This is a genomic window from Nonomuraea sp. NPDC049400, assembly GCF_044466425.1.
GTDB lineage: Bacteria > Actinomycetota > Actinomycetes > Streptosporangiales > Streptosporangiaceae > Nonomuraea.
The window spans coordinates 224,031-245,655 of sequence record NZ_JBITMP010000011.1; the positions used below are offsets into that span (position 1 = coordinate 224,031).

Consider the following 21,625-nt stretch of genomic DNA (forward strand, 5'->3'; position numbering starts at 1 on the left):
GGAGCCCGACGCGACCTCATGCGTGGCCTGTGCGGTCATGCGGGCCCCGTGGAGCCCGGCGCGACCTCATGCCGCCAGGAAATCGCGAGCGCCACGCAGCCGGGTCCGCAGCCGCCGCCGGGTGGCCGTGCAGTCCAGCCGGACCTCGAACGGGCCGGCCAGCCCGGCGTCGGACCGGCGGCCGGGCCGCAGCCGCGCCGCGTCCAGGCCGTCCCGCCGGGCGATGAGCACTCCCAGCTCGTACCGGTTCAGGGCATCGCTCCCCGCGGCGTGCAGCACCCCTGAGAGCCCGCGGACGGCCGTCTCCACGAGCGCCGCGGCGAGGTCGCCGACGTGAACGGGACACTTCACGTCGTCGGTGAACAGCACACCCTGGCCGTGCCCCGTCGCCAGCGAGCGCGCCAGCGACTCGTGCGTCGATCCGCCGTTTCCGACGATCAGCGACGTCCTGACGATCGCCGCGTCCCGCAGGACCGCCCGCACCGCCGTCTCGGCCGCCGCCTTGGCGGCCCCGTACGGGGAGACCGGGTCGGGCACGCACGCCTCGTCATAGCGCGGGGCGGCCCCCGAGAACACGGCGTCGCTCGAGACGTGCACCAGTCGCCCGCCGGTCCGCGACAGGGCCAGGGCGACGTGCGCGGCGCCATCCGCCGTGCTCGCCCAGTCCGCCTTCCGGTACGCCGCGTTGATCGCCACCTCCGGCTGGAACGCCGCCACGGTGGCCGCCACGGCCTCGCGCGAGCGCACGTCCATCGGCAGCCACTCCACCGCGGGAAGTTCCCCGGGCCGGGCGGTCACGTACGTGGCGCCCACCTCATGCCCGGCCGTCACGCACAGCCGTACGAGCTCGCCGCCGAGGAACCCGCTGCCGCCCACAATGAGAACCCTCACGGGCCGCCACGCTACCGGCTGCCGCCCGGTCAGCCCGTCCGGAAGGCCCGTACGCCGCGCAACAACCGCACCGCGGCCTCCAGCCCGCTGGCGGCCTCCAGCGCCCGCCCCGCGGCCGTGGCGAAGCGGCTCAGCAGGTGCTCGTCCGCGTCTCCGAACGCCCGCCCGGCGACCCACACCAACGTGTGGTCGCGCGTCGCCAGCGGCACGGGAGCGGCGAGGAAACCCGGCTCGCCCACCGTCACGTCGTGCGCCAGCCGCACGGCCGCAGGCGACTTCGCGAGCTCCTTCAGCACCCCCGACTCGGCCAGCCACCGGCGCACGCGCAGCGGATCGCCCGCAGGCCCGTGCATGTGGATCGGCTCCGCCTCCAGCCGCAGCGCGTCCACGCGCACGAACCCCGCGTAGGCCGTGCCCGTGACGGCGGCGGCGGCTCTCGCCAGCCGATCGACCAGGTCGGCGGCCTCCAGGCAGGAGCACGAGGAGATGAGTTCACGCATGGCGACATTGACATGGTTGTATGGCATCGCGGTGATCCCTCCGGGGAGGGTGGAGGATCGCGCGGCCCGATCGCGCGATCTCAAGGGGCGGGTGACCTGACTATCGCCCCCGACGCGCCCCTTGACTAGCCCTCAACCGGAAATCTGGATTTTTTACCCAGAACCGCCTCAGGTTCCGCCGCGGCCACCGAATCCCCACGCGGCCGTCACGACGGCCGCAGGCGCGACCACGCCACGTCGTCCACCCGCGTCCCGTCCGCCCTGACGAACAGGGCCCGATGCACGCCCTCCCTGCTGAACCCGGCCCGCTCCAGCACCCCGTGCGAGGCCGCGTTCCCCGCCTCGGTGCCGGCCACGATGCGGTGCAGGCCGGTGTTGGCGAACGCCCAGTCCACCAGCATGCTGACCGCCCGCGTCATGAACCCCTTCCCCCGGTACTCGGGCACCAGGGAGTACCCCACCATGGCCTGCCCCAGCGACTGCACGACCTCCATCAGCTGCAGGTGTCCCGCGAACGCCCCGGAGACGGCGTCCCTGATCGCCAGCTCGATCCGCTGCCCCGACACCCACCAGTAGCCGGTGTACCGGCAGCGGCGCTCGTCGTCCTCCAGCGTGCCCGGCGGCCCGAAGTGGTACTGCGCCACGGTCGGATCGGCCAGCATCCGGTGGTAGTCGGCCGCGTCCTCCACGGCCATCGGCACCAGCCGCACCACCCCGTCGCACAGCTCCCCGCCCTCGAAGAACGGCAGGTACGGCTCCGCCGCCGGCGCCGCGTCGCCCTCGAGGCGGGCGAAGGAGACCATGTCGACGTACCGTCCGTCCCGCAGCCGCTTGGCGTCCCGCCGCCGCCCCTCCTCGCGAAAGCCCGTCTTGTACGCCACACGCAGGCTCGCGACGTTCTCCACCGAGGTCTCCAGCTCCACCCGGCGCACGCCGTGGTCGAACACCCAGTCGGTGACCGCCCTGACCGCTGTTGCCGCCACGTTCTTGCCCCGCGCCCACGGCGCCACCATGTAGCCGATCGCGGCCACACCCCAGTGGTCCGGCGGCCGGACGCCGACGGAGCCGACGTACTGGCCGTTGTCCGTGATCGCGAACTCCGCGCCGCCGCCCTCCCACCTCTCCGCAGCCAGATCGAAGTAGCCGCGCGCGTGCTCTGGTCCGAACGGCGACGGCAGCCTCGGCAGGAACCAGGCGGTCATCGGATCATCGCACGTCTTGACGATCGCCTCGGTGTCACCGTCCACGGGAGGCCGCAGAATCAGGGGACCGGTCGAGATCACATCACGCGGAAGCATCCCCCATAGATACCGTGCGTCCGGAGCCGCCCGAAAGCCCTATAACCTTGCGGCCATGGGTTTCCGCAGGCATGGGCCTTTCCGGGCGGGGGATCAGGTGCAGCTCACCGACCCCAAGAACAAACGCCACACGATCACGCTCAAAGAGGACGGCGTCTTCCACACCCACAAGGGCGCCATCCCGCACAGCGACCTGATCGGGCAGCCTGAAGGCTCCGTCGTGCGCTCCTCGGGAGGCACCCAATACCTCGCCTTCCGCCACCTGCTGCAGGACTACACGCTTGCCATGCCGCGCGGCGCGGCCGTCATCTACCCCAAGGACGCCTCGATGATCGTCGGCATGGCCGACATCTTCCCGGGCGCGCGGGTGATCGAGGCAGGGGTCGGCTCCGGCGCGCTGACGTGCTTCCTGCTGCGCGCCGTCGGCCCCGACGGGCACGTCACCTCGTACGAGCGGCGCCAGGAGTTCGCGGACGTGGCGCGCAAGAACGTCGAGAAGTTCTACGCCGACCCCATGGAGGCCAACTGGCGCCTGGTCGTCGGCGACCTGGTCGCCTCCATCGACGAGATCGACGTCGACCGGGTGATCCTCGACATGCTGGCCCCGTGGGAGTGCGTCGACGCCGCCGCCAAGGCGCTCACGCCCGGCGGTGTGATCTGCTGTTACGTCGCCACGACCACGCAGATGTCCAAAACGGTCGAGACGATTCGCGATCACGGGTGTTTCACCGAGCCGCATGCGTGGGAGACCCTGGTTCGCGACTGGCACGTCGAAGGACTCGCGGTGAGACCGGATCATCGGATGATCGGCCACACGGGGTTCCTCGTCACCGCCCGCCGCATGGCGGACGGAGTGACACCCCCGCCGAGACGCCGACGACCGAAGGGGACCACCGAAGAACTATGACAATTTGGCCACGAGGGTGCGTTGGTGCGTGACACGGGAACAGATTGCCCTGTTCATGTGCTGGGAGTATTAAACGCACGATTGAGGATTATTCACCGAATACTGAATGTCACTCTACGAACACTGCCCGGCCAGGTTACGGAGGGGCCCGAGATAGGTAAGGTCCTTAGTAGTCGCCCTCGACTGGGAAGGAGGTGACGGGGCGTGGCAGCTCGCGATGATGCTGAGGCTCGAGCCGCGCAGCGCGAACGGGAGGTCGCTGATCTTTCAACACAGGTCTCCTTCCTCCAGGAGGAGATCACCGCGCTGAGGCGGAAGCTGGCCGAGTCACCCCGTCAGGCCAGGGTCCTCGAAGAGCGTCTCCATGAGGCACAGGCGAATCTCGCGGCCGTGACCGGCCAGAACGAGCGCCTGGTGGCCACACTCAAGGAGGCCAGGGACCAAATCGTAGCTCTCAAGGAGGAGGTCGACCGGCTGGCGCAACCGCCATCCGGCTTCGGCACCTTCCTCGAGGCCAGAGAAGACGGCACCATCGAGGTGTTCACCGGCGGCCGCAAGCTCCGCGTGAACGTCAGCCCTGCCGTCGACGTCGACTCGCTGCGGCGTGGCCAGGAGGTCATGCTCAACGAGGCCCTCAACGTGGTCGAAGCGCTCGGCTACGAAGAGGTCGGCGAGATCGTGATGCTCAAAGAACTGCTCGACGAGGGCAAGCGGGCCCTGGTCATCTCGCACGCCGACGAAGAGCGCGTCGTGCGACTGGCCGAGTCGCTGATCGGCCAGCCCATCAGGGCCGGCGACTCGCTCCTGCTCGAGCCCCGATCCGGCTACGTCTACGAGCGCATACCCAAGTCCGAGGTCGAAGAGCTCGTGCTGGAGGAGGTCCCCGACATCTCCTACGAGGAGATCGGCGGCCTCGGCAGGCAGATCGAGCAGATCAGGGACGCCATCGAGCTGCCCTACCTGCACGCCGACCTGTTCCGCGAGCACAAGCTCCGGCCTCCCAAGGGCGTGCTGCTGTACGGCCCGCCCGGTTGCGGCAAGACGCTCATCGCCAAGGCCGTCGCCAACTCCCTGGCCAAGCAGGTCGCGGAGAAGACCGGCCAGTCAGGCAAGAGCTTCTTCCTCAACATCAAGGGCCCCGAGCTGCTCAACAAGTACGTCGGCGAGACCGAGCGGCACATCCGCCTGGTCTTCCAGCGGGCCCGGGAGAAGGCCTCCGAGGGCACCCCGGTGATCGTGTTCTTCGACGAGATGGACTCGATCTTCCGCACCCGAGGCTCCGGCGTGTCCTCCGACGTGGAGAACACCATCGTCCCTCAGCTGCTGTCGGAGATCGACGGCGTCGAGGGCCTGGAGAACGTCATCGTCATCGGCGCCTCCAACCGCGAAGACATGATCGACCCGGCGATCCTGCGGCCCGGCCGCCTGGACGTCAAGATCAAGATCGAGCGGCCGGACGCCGAGGCGGCCAAGGACATCTTCTCCAAGTACCTCATCGCCGACCTGCCGCTGCACCCGGACGACCTGACGGAGCACTCCGGCTCCCGCGAGGGCACCATCCAGGGCATGATCCAGAGCGTCGTCGAGCGGATGTACACCGAGAGCGAGGAAAACCGCTTCCTCGAGGTGACCTACGCCAACGGCGACAAGGAAGTCCTCTACTTCAAGGACTTCAACTCCGGCGCGATGATCCAGAACATCGTCGACCGGGGCAAGAAGATGGCCATCAAGCAGTTCCTCGAAACCGGCCAGAAGGGCCTGCGGGTGCAGCACCTGCTCACGGCCTGCGTGGACGAGTTCTCCGAGAACGAGGACCTGCCCAACACCACCAACCCCGACGACTGGGCCCGCATCTCCGGCAAGAAGGGTGAGCGGATCGTCTACATCCGCACGCTCGTCTCCGGCAAGCAGGGCACCGAAGCCGGCCGGTCCATCGACACCGTCGCCAACACCGGCCAGTACCTGTAACACCCCGGACGGGAGGGCCCACGGCGGCCCTCCCGTCCGCGTGTCCCGGCACCCCGGGCGGGACGGTTTCCCGGTCCCCGGCCCAGCGGGGAAGCACATCGCCGCGTGGAAGTCGCGGTGGCACGCCGGATACGCATGCACGCCGGCGCGGAAGTCGCGGTGGCACGCCGGATACGCATGCACGTCACCCCGATGAGGCGCACACTGGGCACGTGACCACGCTCAAACGAGTAGACGTGCGCGTGGAAGGCATCGTCCACGGCGTCGGCTTCCGCCCCTTCGTCTGCTCGCTGGCCCGCCGCCTGGGCCTGGCCGGGCGCGTGCGCAACGACGTTGATGGGGTGCACATCGAAGTCGAAGGAGCCCTCGCCGGCGTCGAGGAGTTCCTTACCGCCCTCGAACGCGACGCGCCGGCCCTGTCCGAAATCCAGCACGTCACCGTCGTCAGCGGCGAGCCGGCCGGCCACAGCGGCTTCACCATCGCCGCCGGCCACCCCTCAGGCCCGCTGCGCGCCCTCGTCTCCGCCGACACCGCCACCTGCGACGAGTGCCTGCGCGAGCTGGCCGACCCCGCCGACCGCCGCCACGGCCACCCGTTCATCGGCTGCGCCGGCTGCGGCCCCCGCTTCACGATCGTGCGCGGCATGCCGTACGACCGGAGGCTGACCACCATGGCCGGCTTCGGCATGTGCCAGGACTGCGCCGCCGAATACCACGACCCCGGCAACCGCCGCTTCCACGCCGAGCCCATCTCCTGCCCCGCCTGCGGACCCCGGCTGCGGCTGCACGACGCCCGCGGCGCCGAACTGTGCGGCGACCCCATCGCCGGGGCCGTCACCCTGCTGCGCGCCGGGCGCGTCGTCGCCGTCAAGGGCCCCGGCGGCTTCCACCTCGCCGTGCCCGCCGCCGACGAGCCGGCCACCGCCGCGCTCAGGAGCCGCAAGCACCGCGAGGAGAAACCATTCCCGATCATGGTCGCCGACCTGGCACAGGCGCGGCGGCTGTGCGAGATCGACGACCTCGCCGCCGAGCTGCTCACCAGCCGCGCCCGCCCCGTCGTGCTGCTGCCCCGCCTGCCCGGCGCCCCCGTCGCCGCCTCCGCCGCGCCCGGGCAGCGCAGCCTCGGCCTCATGCTGCCCTGCACGGCACTCCACCACCTCCTGCTCGCCCAGCTCGCCGAACCCCTTGTGCTCGCCAGTGGGAACGTCTCCGACGAGCCCGCCGCCCACAAGGACGCCGACGCGCTCACCCGGCTCAGCGGCATCGCCGACGCCTTCCTCATCCACGATCGCCCGATCCACGTACGCGCCGACGACTCGCTCGTACGGCCCATGGCAGGCGAGGTGACCGTGCTGCGCCGCGCCCGCGGGTACGCGCCAGAGCCGCTCGCCCTCCGCCGGCCCGCGACCCGGCCCGTCCTCGCCTGCGGCGCCGACCTGGACAGCACCTTCTGCCTGGCCCAAGGCCAGCGCGCGTTCGTCTCCCAGCACCTCGGCGACCTGGAGAACCGCGAGACGCTCAGGTCGTTCGCCGAGGGCATCGAACACCTCTGCCAGCTGTTCGGCGTCCGGCCCGAGATCGTGGCGCACGACCCGCACCCCGGCTACCTGTCGACCAGGCACGCCATGGCGATCCCAGGCGTCGAACGCGTCGCCGTCCAGCACCACCACGCCCACATCGCCTCCTGCCTGGCCGACAACGGCGAGCTCGGGCCCGTGCTGGGAGTCGTACTCGACGGGCCCGGCCACGGCCCCGACGGCACCCTCTGGGGCGGCGAGTTCCTCCGCGCCGACCTCGCCTCCTTCGAACGCCTCGGCCACCTCGCCCAGGTGCCCATGCCGGGCGGGAGCGCCGCCGCCCGGCAGCCCTGGCGCATGACCGCCGCCTACCTCGGCGACGAGCACCCCGGACTGGCCGTCGCCCGCCGCAGCCCCTGGGCCGAGGCGCTCCGGCCCGCCCCCGGCTCCCCGCTGACCTCCAGCGCGGGCCGCCTCTTCGACGCCCTCGCCGCGCTGCTCGGGGTCCGGGACAAGATCACGTACGAGGGGCAGTCGGCGGTCGAGCTCGAACAGCACGCCGACCCGGCCGAGCGCGGCACGTACGAGGCCGCCGTCCGCGGCGGCGACCTGCTCGTCGTGGAAGGCGCCGACCTCGTCCGCGCCGCCGCCGCCGACCTGGCGGCAGGGGCGGACACGCGCGTGATCGCCGGCCGCTTCCACAACGGCCTGGCCGGCGCCGTCGCCCGCGCCTGCGACACGCTCAGGCAGGCCACGGGACTGTCGGCCGTGGCGCTGTCGGGCGGGGTCTTCCAGAACGCGCTGCTGCTCGAACGCACGGTGACACTGCTGCGCGCGGCCGGGTTCCGCGTGCTCAGGCACGTCCGGGTGCCACCCGGCGACGGCGGCGTCAGCCTGGGCCAGGCCGCCGTCGCGGCTGCTCGCGACTGCCCCTGAGTCCTCGGCCGCGGGGCGTTCTCCGCGGGACGCCACGCGGTCTCTGAGGGCGCATCACCGCGGGTGCGCACCTGCGGTAGTCGCGACGGCTCATCGCGTGCGACCGACGGCCACAGCCGATTCCAGGCCACACCGTACGAGCCCGCCTGCGTGATCGTGGCGGCGGGCATGTCACTGGTGTGAATAAAGAGACTAAGCGGAACCAAAGTGATCGATGTGACGTCAAAAGGGCGTGCACGCACCCAACCGGCCCAAGCATGCTCGGGGGGACGGCCGGTTGGCCGAGCTCGACCTCCTGCGCTTCCTCGCCGCCCTGGCCGTCGTCGCCTTCCACTACCTGGTCGCGTACGCATCCGTCTGGGGAGACCGGCCCGCCGAGCTGTTCCCGGCGCTGGCGCCCATCGCGGGGCTGGGCATCCTCGGCGTCGAGCTGTTCTTCATCATCAGCGGGTTCGTCATCCTCATGACTGTCTGGGGGCGGGGGCTCGGCGGGTTCGCCCGGTCCCGGCTCGTCCGCCTCTACCCCGCGTACTGGCTCAGCCTCGGCGCCGTCGCGGCCCTGTACGGGCTCACCGGCGCCAAGGCGCTCGACCCAAAACTTTCACCAGGCGAATACCTGCTGAACGCCACCATGTTCCAGCGGTTGTTCAAGGTCACCGACGCCAGCGGTGTCTACTGGTCGCTGTGGGCAGAGCTCCGCTTCTACCTGCTGATGGCCATCCTCGTGATCGTCGGGGTCACGTACGGGCGCGTGCTCGCGTTCACGGGCATCTGGCTGGTCGCCGCGCTCGCCGTCAAGCTGCTGGCGCATGCCCAGCTCTTCGACAACGAGGTCGTCCGCGAGATCGTCATGCCGGACTACGCGCCCTACTTCGCCGCCGGCATGGCCCTGTATCTCATACACAAGCACGGCAGCGCCGTGCTTCCCTGGCTCTACGTCGCCGCCGGGTACGCCATGTCGATCGACTCCGCGCTCGGCCGCGTCCACCGGCGCATCGACGGCGCCGGGTTCAAGAACATGCCCGTCACCGACGTCAGCGTCATCATCACCATCACGTTGATCTTCGTGCTGATGTCGCTCGTCGCGCTCGGACTGCTCAGGCTCAAACCCTCCAAAACGCTCACCGCGCTCGGCGGCACCACATACCCGCTTTACCTCCTCCATAGCGTGCTCGCGGTGGCCCTCATCCCCCTGCTCACCGGCCACCTGCCCCCCTGGGCCACCGCCACGGTGACCGTGCTGGCGGCCGTGCTGGTGTCCTATCTCGTGTACTCCTTTGCCGAACGGCCCATCCAGCGGCTACTCAAGCCCCGCAGACGCACACAAACCCCATCAGCTCCCGCCGTACAGGTGGAAAAGGCGTCGGTGCCATAACTCTGTGACCCTGGGGCACTGTGAAGGGCATAGGCTCGGGCATATAAACGGCGGATAGGCAGATCCGGACGAACAGAGGGTGTTGGATGACGGTGCGTCGGGTGATGGGCATCGAGACCGAGTACGGCATCTCCGTACCCGGCCAGCCAGGCGCCAACGCGATGGTGACCTCCTCCCAGGTAGTGAACGCCTACCTGGCCGCCTCGGCGGCCCGCGCGCGCAGGGCACGGTGGGACTTCGAAGAGGAGAACCCACTGCGCGACGCGCGCGGCTTCGACCTCGCCAGAGAGGTCGCCGACCCCACCCAGCTCACCGACGAGGACCTCGGCCTCGCCAACGTCATCCTCACCAACGGCGCCAGGCTCTACGTCGACCACGCCCACCCCGAATACAGCTCGCCCGAGTGCACCAACCCACGGGCAGCCGTCATCTGGGACAAGGCGGGCGAACGAGTCATGTACGACGCCGCCACGCGCGCCTCCGCCATCCCCTCCAACGCGCCCATCCAGCTCTACAAGAACAACACCGACGCCAAGGGCGCCTCCTACGGCTGCCACGAGAACTACCTCATGCGGCGCGCCACCCCGTTCGCCGACATCGTCAGGCACCTCACCCCCTTCTTCGTCTCCCGGCAGGTCGTCGTCGGCGCCGGCAAGGTCGGCATCGGCCAGGACTCGCGCGGCGAGGGCTTCCAGATCAGCCAGCGCGCCGACTTCTTCGAGGTCGAAGTCGGCCTCGAGACCACGCTGAAGCGGCCCATCATCAACACCCGCGACGAGCCGCACGCCGACCCCGAGAAGTACCGGCGGCTCCACGTGATCATCGGCGACGCCAACATGTCGGAAATCTCGACATACCTGAAGCTGGGCTCCACCGCCCTCGTCCTCGCCATGATCGAAGAGGGCTTCCTCACCCGCGACCTCGCCGTCGACAACCCCGTACAAGCCCTCAGGGCCGTCTCACACGACCCCACCTGCCGCTACGAGATCTCCATGCGCGACGGCCGCAAGCTCACCGCCGTCCAGCTCCAGATGGAATACCTCGAGCAAGCTCGCAAATACGTCGAAGAGCGCGGCACCGCCCAAGAGGAGATGAACAAGGACATCCTCGACCGCTGGGAGTCCGTGCTCACCCGCCTCGCCGAAGACCCCATGCAGCTCTCCCGCGAACTCGACTGGGTCGCCAAACTCGAACTCCTCGAGGGCTACCGCTCCCGCGACGGCCTCAACTGGTCCCACCCCCGCCTCCAGCTCGTCGACCTGCAATACTCCGACATCCGGCCCGACCGCGGCCTCTACAACCGCCTCGTCGCCCGCGGACGCATGCAACGCCTCGTCACCGAGGAAGAAGTCCAGCGCGCCGTCGAAAGCCCGCCCACCGACACCCGCGCCTACTTCCGCGGCCGCTGCCTGAGCCAATACAGCGAATCCGTCGCCGCCGCCTCCTGGGACTCCGTCATCTTCGACATCCCCGGCAGGGAATCCCTGCAACGAGTGCCGACACTCGAACCCCTGCGCGGCACCAAGGCCCACGTCGGCGAACTCTTCGACCGCTGCCGCACCGCCGCCGACCTCGTCGCCGCCCTCACCGGCGGCGACTGACCGCCCTCACCGGCGGCGACTGACCGCCCTCACCGGCGGCGATGACCGCCGTCCCGGGGCGGGCCGTCACAACAGGCCCACACCCAGCGTCAGCGTGCCCACCGCCAGGCACACCCCACCCGCCACCGTCAGCCAGATCAGCCTGCTCGGCTTCGTGTCACTCGGCCGCACCACCGACAGGAAGAAACCCAGCGGCATGAGAATCGGCGCGGCCACGATCAACGCCCGCGTCAGAGCCTTCACGCCCTCCGGCAGGCTCGCCTGGTCCACGTAGAGCATCGCCACCAGGGAGAACAGCACCAGCACGCCCGCATGGGCGTGCCCGGCGCGCCACAGGCCCCGCCGGACGGGGTTGTCCAGGTAGCCCGGGACGTTCCGCATCAGGAACTTCAGCAGTGTGACGCCGCCGAAGGCCACACCCGGGACTGTGATGAGGAGCACACCTGCCGTGCTCAGAGACTGGGGGGACATTCCGAACCTCCTTGTGCGTACGGCATCCAGTATTGGATAGTTCGGCTATCTAGTCAAGACGACAAGATCGCTGGGCGATCGGCGCGAAATGTCGCCCGGTTCGGGGAAGATATGCCTAGAGGCACGTCCCCCAAGTGGAGGTAGGACATGGCAACCAAGGACACCGGCGGCCAGAAGCAGGCCGGGCGGCGCGAGAGCGAAGTCGAGGAGACCGAGGCCTCGGCGACGCCGGACGTTCAGGAGCGGCAGGAGAAGCTCACGGACGATGTCGACGCAATTCTGGACGAAATCGACGAAGTTCTCGAAGAGAACGCAGAGGAGTTCGTGCGCAGCTACGTCCAAAAAGGCGGAGAGTAGGGCAAAACGGACATTTAAAAGGGGTAAATCGGGTGGAAACGCCGGACGAAACCAAGCGGTGCCCGGACTGCGGCGAGACCAAGCCGGTCTCCGAGTTCGGGCTCAATAAACGCATGGCCGATGGGCGTGCGCTGTATTGCAAGCTCTGCTTCCGGCGGCGCTCCACTCAGAGTTATCGCAAGCGCATGGCCGAGCAAGGCAAGACCGTGCGCGAGCGGGTTGAAGCTCCTGACGGGCACAAATATTGTCCGCGCTGCGAGGAAGTGAAGCCTGTCACGGAATTCGGACGCAACCGAGCGGAGAAGTCAGGGTTCACCGCTTACTGCAAGCCATGCCACCACGAAGCGATGCGCGAAAACCGCGTTAAGCACCATGGCAGCACTCGCAATTACCACCTGAAACGCCGCTACGGCATCACCGAGGACGACTTTGAGCGCATGCTCGCCCGTCAGGGCGGGCTCTGCGCCATCTGTCAGGTCGTGCCGGGCACGTTCGTCGACCACAGCCACGAGACCGGCCAGGTCCGGGGCGTTCTCTGTTTCAACTGCAACAACGGGCTCGGCCACTTCGGCGACAACCTCGTGTTGCTGGAGTTGGCGGCCCTTTATCTGGACGGGGAGATTCTCTGGCCGGAGTTCGTGATCCTCCCGGAGCAGCGCGCCGCTGGTGAAGTTGCGCACACGAGGACTTATCACCTCACGCAGCGCTATCAGGTGCGGCATGAGGATGTCGAGCGGATGATCTCGGCCCAGCATGGTTTGTGCGTGGTGTGCTGGGGTCGGCCGCCCGAGCACGTGGATCATTGTCATCGCACGGGTGATGTGCGGTACGCGTTGTGTTTGCCGTGCAATACCGGGATCGGGCAGTTCAGGGACGATCCGGGTGTGGTGTGGCGGGCGCTTTCTTATGTCGAGGCGTCTCTCGGGGAATTCGACGAGGTCGAGGTTTCGGAGGAGGAGTTGCAGGAGTTGATCCGGGCCGAGGAGGAGCTTCGGGCGGATTTCTATTCCAGGGCCTCGAGGGTGGGCTGATCGTCTCTCGGCGGGAGGGTGTAGTCGACGGCGACGCCGAGGAGGCGGACGGGGCGGGTGAGGTCGTAGCGGTCGAGGATGGTGAGGGCCGCTTGTTCGATGGTGGCCGGGTCCGTGGTGGGTGCGGGGAGTTTTGAACTGGCGGGTGCGGGTCAGGAACGGGGTGAAGCGGACCTTGACCGATACCCGGGTGACTTGGCGGCCTGCTTCGTTGGCGTCGTGGGCGACCCGGGTGGCGAGGGCGGCCACGTGGTGGGCGATGTCGGCCTTGTCGGTGAGGTCGTGCTGGAAGGTGGTTTCGCGGCTGTGGCCGCGGGCGATCCAGGGGGTGGTGACGACTTCGGCTTCGCCTTTGCCGAGGGCGAGGTAGCGGTACCAGGGGCCGTTGGTGGGGCCGAAGTGGCGGGCCAGGTGTGCGGGGTCGGCGGCGGCGAGCTGGGCGACGGTGTGGAGGCCGAGGGCGGCGAGTTTTTTGGCGGTTCTGGCGCCGATGCCCCAGAGGGCGTGGGTGGGCCGGTCGTTCATGGTCTCGGCCCAGTTGTCGCTGGTGAGGCGGTGGATTCCGGCGGGTTTGGCGAGGCCGGAGGCTAGTTTGGCCTGGTGTTTGTTGTCGCCGATGCCGACGGAGCAGGTCAGCTGGGTGCGGGCGTGCACGGCTTGCTGGATGGCGGCGGCGAGGGTTTCGGGGTCGTCGGTGGTGGCGCCGAGGAAGGCTTCGTCCCAGCCCCAGATTTCGACGAGGACGGGGAATTCGCGCAGGACGGCCATGACGCGTGCGGAGGCGGCTTCGTAGGCGGGCGGGTCGCTGGGCAGGAAGATCGCGTCGGGGCAGCGTTTGAGGGCGGTGCGGAGCGGCATGCCGGAGTGGATGCCGTATTCGCGGGCTTCGTAGGTGGCGGTGGCGGCGACTGTGCGGGGCTGGGTGGGGTCTCCTGACCCGCCGACGACGACGGGTTTGCCGCGGAGCTCGGGGTGGCGGAGGAGCTCGACGGCGGCGATGAACTGGTCGAGGTCGACGTGGAGGATCCAGTCCCTCATGGTCCTAAGTATGTCGTGATGTGGTGAGCAGCTCGTCGTCGCGGTAGATGAGGGCGCGGAGCGGTACGGCCCAGGCGGGGGTTTGGGGGTCGCCGAGGCCCGCACGGCCTGCGGGGTCCGCGACCACCCCTCCCGTTGCTCGACGGTCGCCGCCCACTTCGGACAGCGGCTTGATGTCGCCGGCCCAGACGCCGTCGACGCCGCTGGGCTGGAACAGCGCCTTGACGCCAGGGTGGGTCTTCTCGAACTCGGGGATCACCACTGCTCGATCCACAGGGCCGACTCGGAGTTCCTGCCGCCGATGATGGAGTTGGCCGCGATCGTCAGGGTGATGCCGCCCCCGCCGGCCTCCGTGCCGGTGCCGCAGGGCGTGAGCGCCAGGAGGATGGTGGCCCCGAACTCACCGCAGGTCAGCTGGCTGATCTTGTGTCGGCCTCCCGTTCAGGAGGTGCAGACATACCGACGGTCGCATGGCGGTGGCGTCCGTAAGGAAACGATCTGGGCACGGAACGTGGTGGCGCGTGATCAGGTGGGTTCGCCGTGAGCTGATCGTGGGAAGTGCAGACAGCAACGCAACATGAGTAGGGTCGCCCTAGGAACATTGACGTTTGGAGGGAGTCGCGTGGCATCGCACAGGGATCTGCCCGTCGGCTTGGTCAACCAGCTTTTCCAGAACACCGGAAGTTCCTCGTTCACGGAGTTTGTCAGCTCGTATGCGCCTGATTTGTTGCCGCAGCGGGATGAGGTGCTGGCCACCCCGATCGGCGACCAGGTTCCGCACGCGACCACGATCGTGGCCGCCACCTTCTCCGGTGGCGTGGTCATGGCGGGTGACCGGCGGGCCACGTCGGGCAACATCATCTCGCAGCGCGACGTGGAGAAGGTGTTCCGCACCGACGACTACTCGTGCATGGGCATCGCGGGCACGGCCAGCACCGGCATCGAGTTCGCCCGGCTGTTCCGCGTGGAGCTGGAGCACTACGAGAAGCTCGAGGGCCGCACGATGTCGGTGGCGGGCAAGGCCAACCGCCTGGCCACCATGATCAGGGGCAACCTCGCCATGGCGATGCAGGGGCTGGTGGTGGTGCCCCTGTTCTCCGCGTACGACCCTGACAAGGATGAAGGGCGCATCTTCAGCTACGACGTGGCGGGCGGCCCCTACGAGCGCGAGAGATTCGACGCCATCGGCTCCGGCTCGATCTTCGCGCGCGGGTCGCTGAAGAAGCTCTACCGCGACGGCGCCTCGGCCGACGACATGGCGATGATCCTCATCCAGGCCCTCTACGACGCGGCCGACGACGACTCGGCGACCGGCGGGCCCGACGTCACGAGGAAGATCTGGCCGATCGTGTCGGTGATCGACGCCGATGGTTTCCGCAGGTTGACCGAGGAGCAGGTCTCCGCCTACGTCGAGCAGATGCTCGAGGCGCGGCTGATCTCGCCCGACGGCCCCATCGCCCCGCTGCGCTAGAAAGGGATCACCACCGTGTCCATGCCTTTCGGATATGCGTCCCCTGAGCAGATCATGCGGGACAAGGCCGACTACGCGCGCAAGGGCATCGCGCGGGGCCGCTCCGTCGTCGTGCTCCAGTACGTCGACGGCATCCTGTTCGTCGCGCCCAACCCGTCGCGGGCGCTGCACAAGATCAGCGAGATCTACGACCGCATCGGGTTCGCGGCCGTGGGCCGCTACAACGAGTTCGAGGAGCTGCGGCTCGGCGGCATCCGCTACGCCGACATCAACGGCTACACCTACGACCGCTCCGACGTGACCGGTCGTGGCCTGGCCAACCTGTACGCCTCCAACCTCGGCCGCATCTTCACCGAGTCGATCAAGTCGCTGGAGGTGGAGGTCGTCGTCGCAGAGGTGGGCGAGACCAAGGACGGCGACGCGATCTACCGGCTCACCTTCGACGGCTCGGTCTTCGACGAGCACGGCTTCGCCGCCATGGGCGGCCAGGCCGAGGCGGTGGCCACGCGGCTCAAGGAGCGCTACCGCGAGTCGATGTCGCTGGCCGACGCGCTGGAGGTGGCGCTGACGGCGCTCACCGAGCCCGGCGGCGAGCGGCCGCCGGTGGCGCAGCTGGAGGTCGCGGTGCTCGACCGCAACCGTGAGCACCGCAAGTTCCTCCGTCTCACGGGCGCCCGCCTGGAGCGTCTCCTGGCCCAGACCTCCACCCCGGCCGCCACCCCACCCCTGGCTGCCCCCTCTTCCTCGGGGGACACGCCGCCCCCGACTGGCCCTGAGGGTGACGTGGACGACGGGTCCTCGCCGCTGTAGGGCCGCGCGCTTCACACCCGTCAGGGGCCGCCACGGCGGCCCCTGACGGCGTTTCCGGAGACCCGCCACGCGATGTGGCGGGTCTCCGGGTTTCCGTGGCCCGCCGTCACAAGGCCGGCCCACGATGCCATGGGCGGCGTGGGGCGGTGTTGCGCTGTGCCGGGGTGCGGGGTGGCGCGGGGCGGTGTTGCGTTGGGGCGGGGTGGGGCGTGAGGCGGTGTTGCGTTGCGACGGGATGCGGGATGCGGCGTGGTGTCGCGTTGCGCCGGGGTGTAGCGCGGGGCCGGTTGGGCGCCGGTGCGGTGAGGTTCGGCGCGACGCGTGCGATGTGACCTGTTTCACTATGGTTCGGGCGAACTTCACAGGTTGATCGAGAATCTCAGAATCCGTGAACACTCCCAAACGTGGTCTCCTGGTGGCCGGTGCCGCCGTGGCCGTGGTGCTGAGCTCAGGTGTGGCGGCCCAGGCGGCGACGGCTGCCGCCGCGGTCCCCGACTACAAGGCGCCCAAGATCTTCGGCACGACCTTCCAGAAGGACCCGAAGCACGACTTCACCAAGGGCATCCACTCCCGCCACAACGGCATCCTGCGCGGCTGGATCACCCACATCCGGGGCGGTGTGGCCGAGTACGAGCCGATCAGGTGGAAGAAGGGCACCGAGACCGAGGGCCTCTTCGTGGGCCCGCCCAAGGGCGACGTCACGGCGTACGCCTCGCCCATCGCCAAGGACGTGGTCTTCCTGTCCGCCTACGGCTGCAAGTCGTCGATGAGCGGCATGACGGTCGACAGGAACACGGGACTCGGCGCCAAGCGGTGCTCCAGGAGCGTGCTGATCAAGCGCCACGGTGACCAGGGCCATCCCTCGCTCATCACCGTCTACAAGGGAAAAATCGTCAAAGTTCAGGAGATCTATACCCCCTGATCGCGAGCGCCAGCGCCCCGCGCCCCGTGGGGGCGGGCGCGGGCACGGCGCGCCGAGCGAAAACACCTGGGAAGATCTCTCCCGCTCGCCGATCCATGGGCATAGTGTGAGGTGATGGATCGTCGCATCTTCGGGCTGGAGAACGAGTACGGCGTGACCTGCACGTTCAGGGGGCAGCGCAGGCTGTCGCCCGACGAGGTCGCGCGCTACTTGTTCCGGCGGGTCGTGTCCTGGGGCCGATCGAGCAACGTCTTCCTCCGCAACGGCGCACGTCTCTATCTCGACGTGGGCAGCCATCCTGAATACGCAACACCCGAGTGTGACAACGTCATCGAGCTCGTCACCCACGACAAGGCGGGTGAGCGCATTCTCGAGGGCCTCCTGGTCGACGCCGAGAAACGGCTTCGCGAGGAGGGCATCGCCGGTGACATCTATCTGTTCAAGAACAACACGGACTCAGCCGGAAACTCCTACGGCTGCCACGAAAACTACCTGGTCGGCAGGCACGGGGAGTTCGGGCGGCTGGCGGACGTGCTGATCCCGTTCCTGGTGACGCGCCAGATCGTGTGCGGGGCCGGCAAGGTCCTGCAGACGCCGCGCGGCGCCGTCTATTGCGTCTCACAGCGGGCCGAGCACATCTGGGAGGGCGTCTCCAGCGCCACCACCCGCTCCAGGCCCATCATCAACACGCGGGACGAGCCGCACGCCGACGCCGAGCGGTTCCGCCGCCTGCACGTCATCGTGGGCGACTCCAACATGAGCGAGACCACCATGCTGCTCAAGGTCGGCGCCACCGACCTGGTGCTGCGCATGATCGAGTCGGGCACCGTGATGCGCGACCTGTCGCTGGAGAACCCGATCAGGGCCATCCGCGAGGTCTCCCACGACATGACGGGCCGGCGCAGGGTGCGCCTGGCCAACGGGCGTGAGGCGTCCAGCCTGGAGATCCAGCAGGAATACCTGTCCAAGGCGAAGGACTTCGTCGACCGCCGCGGCGGCGACGCCATCGCCCACCGGGTGCTGGAGCTGTGGGAGCGCACGCTGAACGCCGTCGACACCGGCAACCTCGACCTGGTCTCCCGGGAGATCGACTGGGTGACGAAATACCAGCTCATCGAGCGCTACCGGAAGAAGTACGACCTGCCGCTGTCCTCGCCGCGGGTGGCCCAGCTCGACCTGGCCTACCATGACGTGCACCGCAAGCGGGGCCTGTACTACCTGCTGCAGAAGCGCGGCTCGGTGGAGCGGGTGGCGTCCGACCTGAAGATCTTCGAGGCCAAGTCGGTGCCGCCGCAGACCACGAGGGCGCGGCTGCGCGGCGAGTTCATCCGCAAGGCGCAGGAGAAGCGGCGCGACTTCACCGTCGACTGGGTGCATCTCAAGCTGAACGACCAGGCGCAGCGCACGGTGCTGTGCAAGGACCCGTTCCGCAGCGTGGACGAACGGGTGGACAAGCTCATAGCCGGGATGTAGCGCGGGGTTTACCTCGGCCCTACCTTCAAGTCGGGTAGGGTGACGCGAATCTGCCGTCTTTCCGAGGGAAACCCATGCGCCGCGCTCTGGCCGTACTGGCCGCCGTGCCTTTGATCTTGTTCGCCGCAGCCTGCGGCTCCGACAACAGCGCGAGCACCGGCGCGTCCAGCGCGCCGGGAGCGGGAGCGGGAGCGTCGGGGTTCAAGGTCACCGGGAACGTGGGCGCCAAGCCCACGGTGGCCTTCCCGTCCGGATCACCCGCCACGACGTCCTCGTACTCGGTGGTCCAGCCGGGCACCGGAGGCGGGGTCAAGGCGGGCGACCGGGTGATCGTCAACCTGACCGTCTACAACTGGGACGGCAAGGGCAACGCCGCCCAGGGCTCCTCCTACGACACCAAGCAGCCCGAGACGATCGCGGTCAACGAGCAGATCCCGCGGGTGCTGCAGGAGGGCTTCACCAAGGTCAAGCACGGCGGCCGGCTGCTGGCCGTGCTGGCCAACGACTCCGCCGCCCAGCAGCAGGCGACCGCGCCTGCCGAGCCGACCAAGGTGTTCGTGTTCGACGTCGTCGGCACCGCGCCGACGCCGCTGAAGGCCGCCACCGGCAAGGACACCGGCCAGAGCCTCAAGGGCGTCAAGGTCGAGAGCCCCGGCGGCGAGAAGGCGCCCACGCTGTCCACGAAGACGAAGGACAAGCCGTCGGACAAGCTGGTCGTCAAGACCCTGATCGAGGGCACCGGCGCGAAGGTGCAGCCCGGCCAGACGCTCACCGTCAACTACACGGGCAAGATCTGGGGCACCGACAAGCAGTTCGACTCCAGCTGGGAGCGGGGCCAGCCGGCCGAGTTCCCGCTCGGGAACGTCATCAAGGGCTGGCAGCAGGGCCTGGCCGGGGTGCCGGTCGGCAGCCGGGTCGTGATGAGCATCCCGCCGGACATGGGCTACGGCGACCAGGAGCAGCAGGGCATTCCCGCCAAGAGCACCCTGGTGTTCGTGGTGGACGTCCTGGCGGCCTACTGACGCGGGTCCGGGCGAGGCGGTAGCATCGCCAGCCCCAGCCCCGGCCGCCTGGAAGGACCGATGCGCCGCCACCGCACCGCCGCGCTGCTGCCGGCACTCGTGCTGCTCGCCGGCTGCGCGGGCGGCCCGGATATGGCAGCGGGCGGCCCTGGCCTGACGGCGGGCGGCTCAGGCATGGCGGCAGGCCTCGATGTGACGGTGGGCGGCCTCGACATGAGGGTGGCCGGCCCGTTCGGCGCCAGGCCGACGATCACCTTCCCCGGCGGCAAGCCCGCCGCCGGGCTCCAGGTGGTCGAGCCGGCCACCGGCGCCGGCCCGCCCCTGGCGGCGGACGACGTGGCGATCGTCCAGTACACCGCGCACGTCTGGGACGGCAAGGACAACCGCGTGGTCGACTCCACCTTCGACCGCGGCGTCCCCGCCGCCTTCCCCGTGAGTGAGGGGCTCGGCGGGGCGCTGCGGGGCCACCGGGTGGGCAGCAGGGTCGTCGCCGCCGTCCCCTCCGAACCGCGCGGCCCGGGGGAGGAGCTCCTCTACGTCGTCGACATCCTCGGCGCCCACTCCAGGGGCGCCTCGGCGGGGCCGGGCGGCGGCACGCTGGCGGGCGTGCGCGTCACCGGCGACAGCAGGCCCGCCCTGAAGGTGCCCGCGACCGCGCCGCCGGCCGCCTTCGCGGTAAAGGTGCTGGCCAGGGGCGAGGGGCGCGCGACGCAGGCGGGGCAGCTCGTGGTCGCCCAGTACGAGGGCGCGAGCTGGAGCCGCCGCCGCGTCTTCGACACCACCTGGACGACCGGCCGGCCGAAGGCGTTCAGGATCGGCGACGGCGGCGTCATCAAGGGCTGGGACCGCGCCCTGGTGGGCGTGCCCGCCGGCAGCCGCGTCCTGATGATCGTGCCGCCCTCCTACGGGTACGGAGCCGCCGGCGATCCCGCCCACGGCGTCATGGGCTCCGACACGCTGGTGTTCGTCGTGGACGTGCTGGCCGCGTACTGAGCACCATGGACCGCATGATCCGTACATTCCTCGTCATATCGTCCGCCTTAGCCGTTCTGCTCGGCGTGGCCCCCGCCGCCTCCGCCAGCGCCGGCCCGCCCTTCTGCAAGGGCGTCAAGCACTGCGTCTTCGGCGGGGACGCCGGCCAGACGTGGGTGCACGTCTCCGCCTCGAAGGCCGACGCGGGCCGCGTGGCCGCCCGGCTGCTGCGCAACGCCAAGGACGTGCACCGGCGCTACCACGCCCCCGAGTGGATCGACATCTGGGTGATCAAGAAGGGCGCGTGCTGGCGGAAGTACAGCGGCGCCGAGATCAAGCCCAGCCGCGGGTGCACCCACAAGCATGTCGAGCGGAAGCTTTCATAGACTCCCGCTGTGAGTAGCGATGACCTGGACGCGCTGGCCCTCCTGCACGACCCCGTCCGCCGCAGCCTGTACGCGGTCGTCGCGGCCCGCGGCGGCGACGTGGGCAGGGGAGAGGCAGCCGAGGCCGCCGGCGTGTCCAGAACCCTCGCGGGCCACCACCTCGACAAGCTCGTCGAGGCCGGGCTGCTGGAGAGCGGTTTCCGTCCGCAGGACAAGAAGGGGCCGGGCAGCGGCCGGCCCGCCAAGGTCTACCGCCGGGCCAGGGGCGAGCGGTCGGTGAGCCTGCCGCCGCGCGACTACGCCACCCTCGCCTCCGTCCTGGCCGGCGTCGTGGACGCCCTGGGGGCCGAGGAGCAGGCCGAGCGGTCCGCGCGCGAGGCGGGCGCGAAGATGGCCGGGAGGCACGCGGGGAAGCCGGTCGAGCAGGTGCTCGAGGCGCGTGGCTACGAGCCGTACGAGGAGGGCGGCGCGCTGCGGCTGCGTAACTGCCCGTTCCACGTGCTCGCCCAGGAGCAGCCGCTGCTGGTGTGCTCCATGAACCTGGCCCTGTGCCAGGGCCTGCTCGAGGGGCTCGGCGACGATCCGGCCAGGGCCGCGCTCGACCCGAGGCCGGGAGAATGCTGCGTCACTCTAAAACAAACGGATATTGACATAGAAGGCGGGTGATGGTGTGCTGAGC

Annotated in this window: 21 protein-coding genes and 1 pseudogene; 15 read left to right on the forward strand and 7 right to left on the reverse strand. The window is 69.4% G+C overall.

Annotation, left to right across the window (positions count from 1 at the left end; translation table 11 throughout):
- Positions 1-66: 66 nt before the first annotated feature.
- From ACIBVN_RS19715 to ACIBVN_RS19725, 3 genes are all read right to left on the reverse strand, one after another.
- Positions 67-891 carry an SDR family oxidoreductase gene (locus ACIBVN_RS19715; RefSeq protein ID WP_397138224.1) on the reverse strand — a complete coding sequence of 275 codons (825 nt, stop codon included), beginning with the start codon at positions 889-891 and terminating at the stop codon, positions 67-69.
- A 29-nt stretch (positions 892-920) separates the two neighbouring features.
- Positions 921-1,418 carry a hypothetical protein gene (locus ACIBVN_RS19720; protein WP_397138226.1) on the reverse strand — a complete coding sequence of 166 codons (498 nt, stop codon included), beginning with the start codon at positions 1,416-1,418 and terminating at the stop codon, positions 921-923.
- A gap of 179 nt (positions 1,419-1,597) precedes the next feature.
- Positions 1,598-2,689, reverse strand: coding sequence for a GNAT family N-acetyltransferase (locus tag ACIBVN_RS19725; protein WP_397138228.1), 1,092 nt, complete (start codon positions 2,687-2,689; stop codon positions 1,598-1,600).
- Between the two features lie 55 nt (positions 2,690-2,744).
- Here ACIBVN_RS19725 and ACIBVN_RS19730 point away from each other — a divergent pair, with 55 nt between their 5' ends.
- From ACIBVN_RS19730 to dop, 5 genes are all read left to right on the forward strand, one after another.
- A complete protein-coding gene (locus ACIBVN_RS19730; protein WP_397138230.1) occupies positions 2,745-3,596 on the forward strand; it encodes a tRNA (adenine-N1)-methyltransferase in 852 nt (283 codons plus the stop codon).
- A gap of 204 nt (positions 3,597-3,800) precedes the next feature.
- Entirely contained in the window at positions 3,801-5,564 is a 1,764-nt protein-coding gene (gene arc / locus ACIBVN_RS19735) for a proteasome ATPase (protein WP_397138232.1), read from the forward strand.
- 212 nt (positions 5,565-5,776) lie between these two features.
- The gene (gene hypF, locus ACIBVN_RS19740) at positions 5,777-8,017 is read left to right on the forward strand and encodes a carbamoyltransferase HypF (protein ID WP_397138234.1); all 2,241 of its coding nucleotides are present in this window, start codon (positions 5,777-5,779) and stop codon (positions 8,015-8,017) included.
- A 277-nt stretch (positions 8,018-8,294) separates the two neighbouring features.
- Positions 8,295-9,392 carry an acyltransferase family protein gene (locus ACIBVN_RS19745; RefSeq protein ID WP_397138236.1) on the forward strand — a complete coding sequence of 366 codons (1,098 nt, stop codon included), beginning with the start codon at positions 8,295-8,297 and terminating at the stop codon, positions 9,390-9,392.
- Between the two features lie 86 nt (positions 9,393-9,478).
- A complete protein-coding gene (gene dop / locus ACIBVN_RS19750; protein WP_397138238.1) occupies positions 9,479-10,993 on the forward strand; it encodes a depupylase/deamidase Dop in 1,515 nt (504 codons plus the stop codon).
- A 66-nt stretch (positions 10,994-11,059) separates the two neighbouring features.
- On the opposite strand, the gene ACIBVN_RS19755 is transcribed toward dop, so the two are convergent.
- Positions 11,060-11,464, reverse strand: a complete 405-nt coding sequence (locus tag ACIBVN_RS19755) for a hypothetical protein (protein WP_349448796.1) — start codon at positions 11,462-11,464, stop codon at positions 11,060-11,062.
- Positions 11,465-11,611: 147 nt separating this feature from the next.
- Between ACIBVN_RS19755 and ACIBVN_RS19760 the strand changes: the two genes are divergently transcribed.
- Entirely contained in the window at positions 11,612-11,821 is a 210-nt protein-coding gene (locus ACIBVN_RS19760; RefSeq protein WP_185076845.1) for a ubiquitin-like protein Pup, read from the forward strand.
- 437 nt (positions 11,822-12,258) lie between these two features.
- Entirely contained in the window at positions 12,259-12,852 is a 594-nt protein-coding gene (locus ACIBVN_RS19765; protein ID WP_397138402.1) for an endonuclease VII domain-containing protein, read from the forward strand.
- Here ACIBVN_RS19765 and ACIBVN_RS19770 read toward each other — a convergent pair.
- From ACIBVN_RS19770 to ACIBVN_RS19780, 3 genes and pseudogenes are all read right to left on the reverse strand, one after another.
- The gene (locus ACIBVN_RS19770) at positions 12,825-12,953 is read right to left on the reverse strand and encodes a hypothetical protein (RefSeq protein WP_397138404.1); all 129 of its coding nucleotides are present in this window, start codon (positions 12,951-12,953) and stop codon (positions 12,825-12,827) included. The genes ACIBVN_RS19765 and ACIBVN_RS19770 overlap by 28 nt on opposite strands.
- Positions 12,954-12,987: 34 nt before the next feature.
- A pseudogene (locus ACIBVN_RS19775) lies at positions 12,988-13,890 on the reverse strand (DNA polymerase IV); the annotation flags it as partial.
- 4 nt (positions 13,891-13,894) lie between these two features.
- A complete protein-coding gene (locus tag ACIBVN_RS19780; protein WP_397138241.1) occupies positions 13,895-14,164 on the reverse strand; it encodes a hypothetical protein in 270 nt (89 codons plus the stop codon).
- A 348-nt stretch (positions 14,165-14,512) separates the two neighbouring features.
- Here ACIBVN_RS19780 and prcB point away from each other — a divergent pair, with 348 nt between their 5' ends.
- The 8 genes from prcB (at position 14,513) to ACIBVN_RS19820 (ending at position 21,612) form a co-directional block, all read left to right on the forward strand.
- Entirely contained in the window at positions 14,513-15,361 is an 849-nt protein-coding gene (gene prcB, locus ACIBVN_RS19785) for a proteasome subunit beta (RefSeq protein WP_397138243.1), read from the forward strand.
- A gap of 21 nt (positions 15,362-15,382) precedes the next feature.
- The gene (gene prcA, locus ACIBVN_RS19790) at positions 15,383-16,171 is read left to right on the forward strand and encodes a proteasome subunit alpha (RefSeq protein WP_397138245.1); all 789 of its coding nucleotides are present in this window, start codon (positions 15,383-15,385) and stop codon (positions 16,169-16,171) included.
- Between the two features lie 388 nt (positions 16,172-16,559).
- Positions 16,560-17,093: a hypothetical protein gene (locus ACIBVN_RS19795; RefSeq protein WP_397138247.1), complete on the forward strand. Its 534-nt coding sequence runs from the start codon at positions 16,560-16,562 to the stop codon at positions 17,091-17,093.
- 114 nt (positions 17,094-17,207) lie between these two features.
- Positions 17,208-18,566: a Pup--protein ligase gene (gene pafA, locus ACIBVN_RS19800; RefSeq protein ID WP_344995632.1), complete on the forward strand. Its 1,359-nt coding sequence runs from the start codon at positions 17,208-17,210 to the stop codon at positions 18,564-18,566.
- Between the two features lie 74 nt (positions 18,567-18,640).
- Positions 18,641-19,588 carry an FKBP-type peptidyl-prolyl cis-trans isomerase gene (locus ACIBVN_RS19805; RefSeq protein ID WP_397138249.1) on the forward strand — a complete coding sequence of 316 codons (948 nt, stop codon included), beginning with the start codon at positions 18,641-18,643 and terminating at the stop codon, positions 19,586-19,588.
- A 60-nt stretch (positions 19,589-19,648) separates the two neighbouring features.
- A complete protein-coding gene (locus ACIBVN_RS19810) occupies positions 19,649-20,581 on the forward strand; it encodes an FKBP-type peptidyl-prolyl cis-trans isomerase (protein WP_397138251.1) in 933 nt (310 codons plus the stop codon).
- A 14-nt stretch (positions 20,582-20,595) separates the two neighbouring features.
- Positions 20,596-20,946: a hypothetical protein gene (locus ACIBVN_RS19815; protein ID WP_397138253.1), complete on the forward strand. Its 351-nt coding sequence runs from the start codon at positions 20,596-20,598 to the stop codon at positions 20,944-20,946.
- A gap of 9 nt (positions 20,947-20,955) precedes the next feature.
- On the forward strand, positions 20,956-21,612 hold the full coding sequence (locus tag ACIBVN_RS19820) for a helix-turn-helix transcriptional regulator (protein WP_397138255.1): 657 nt from the start codon (positions 20,956-20,958) through the stop codon (positions 21,610-21,612).
- The last annotated feature ends 13 nt before the right edge of the window (positions 21,613-21,625 follow it).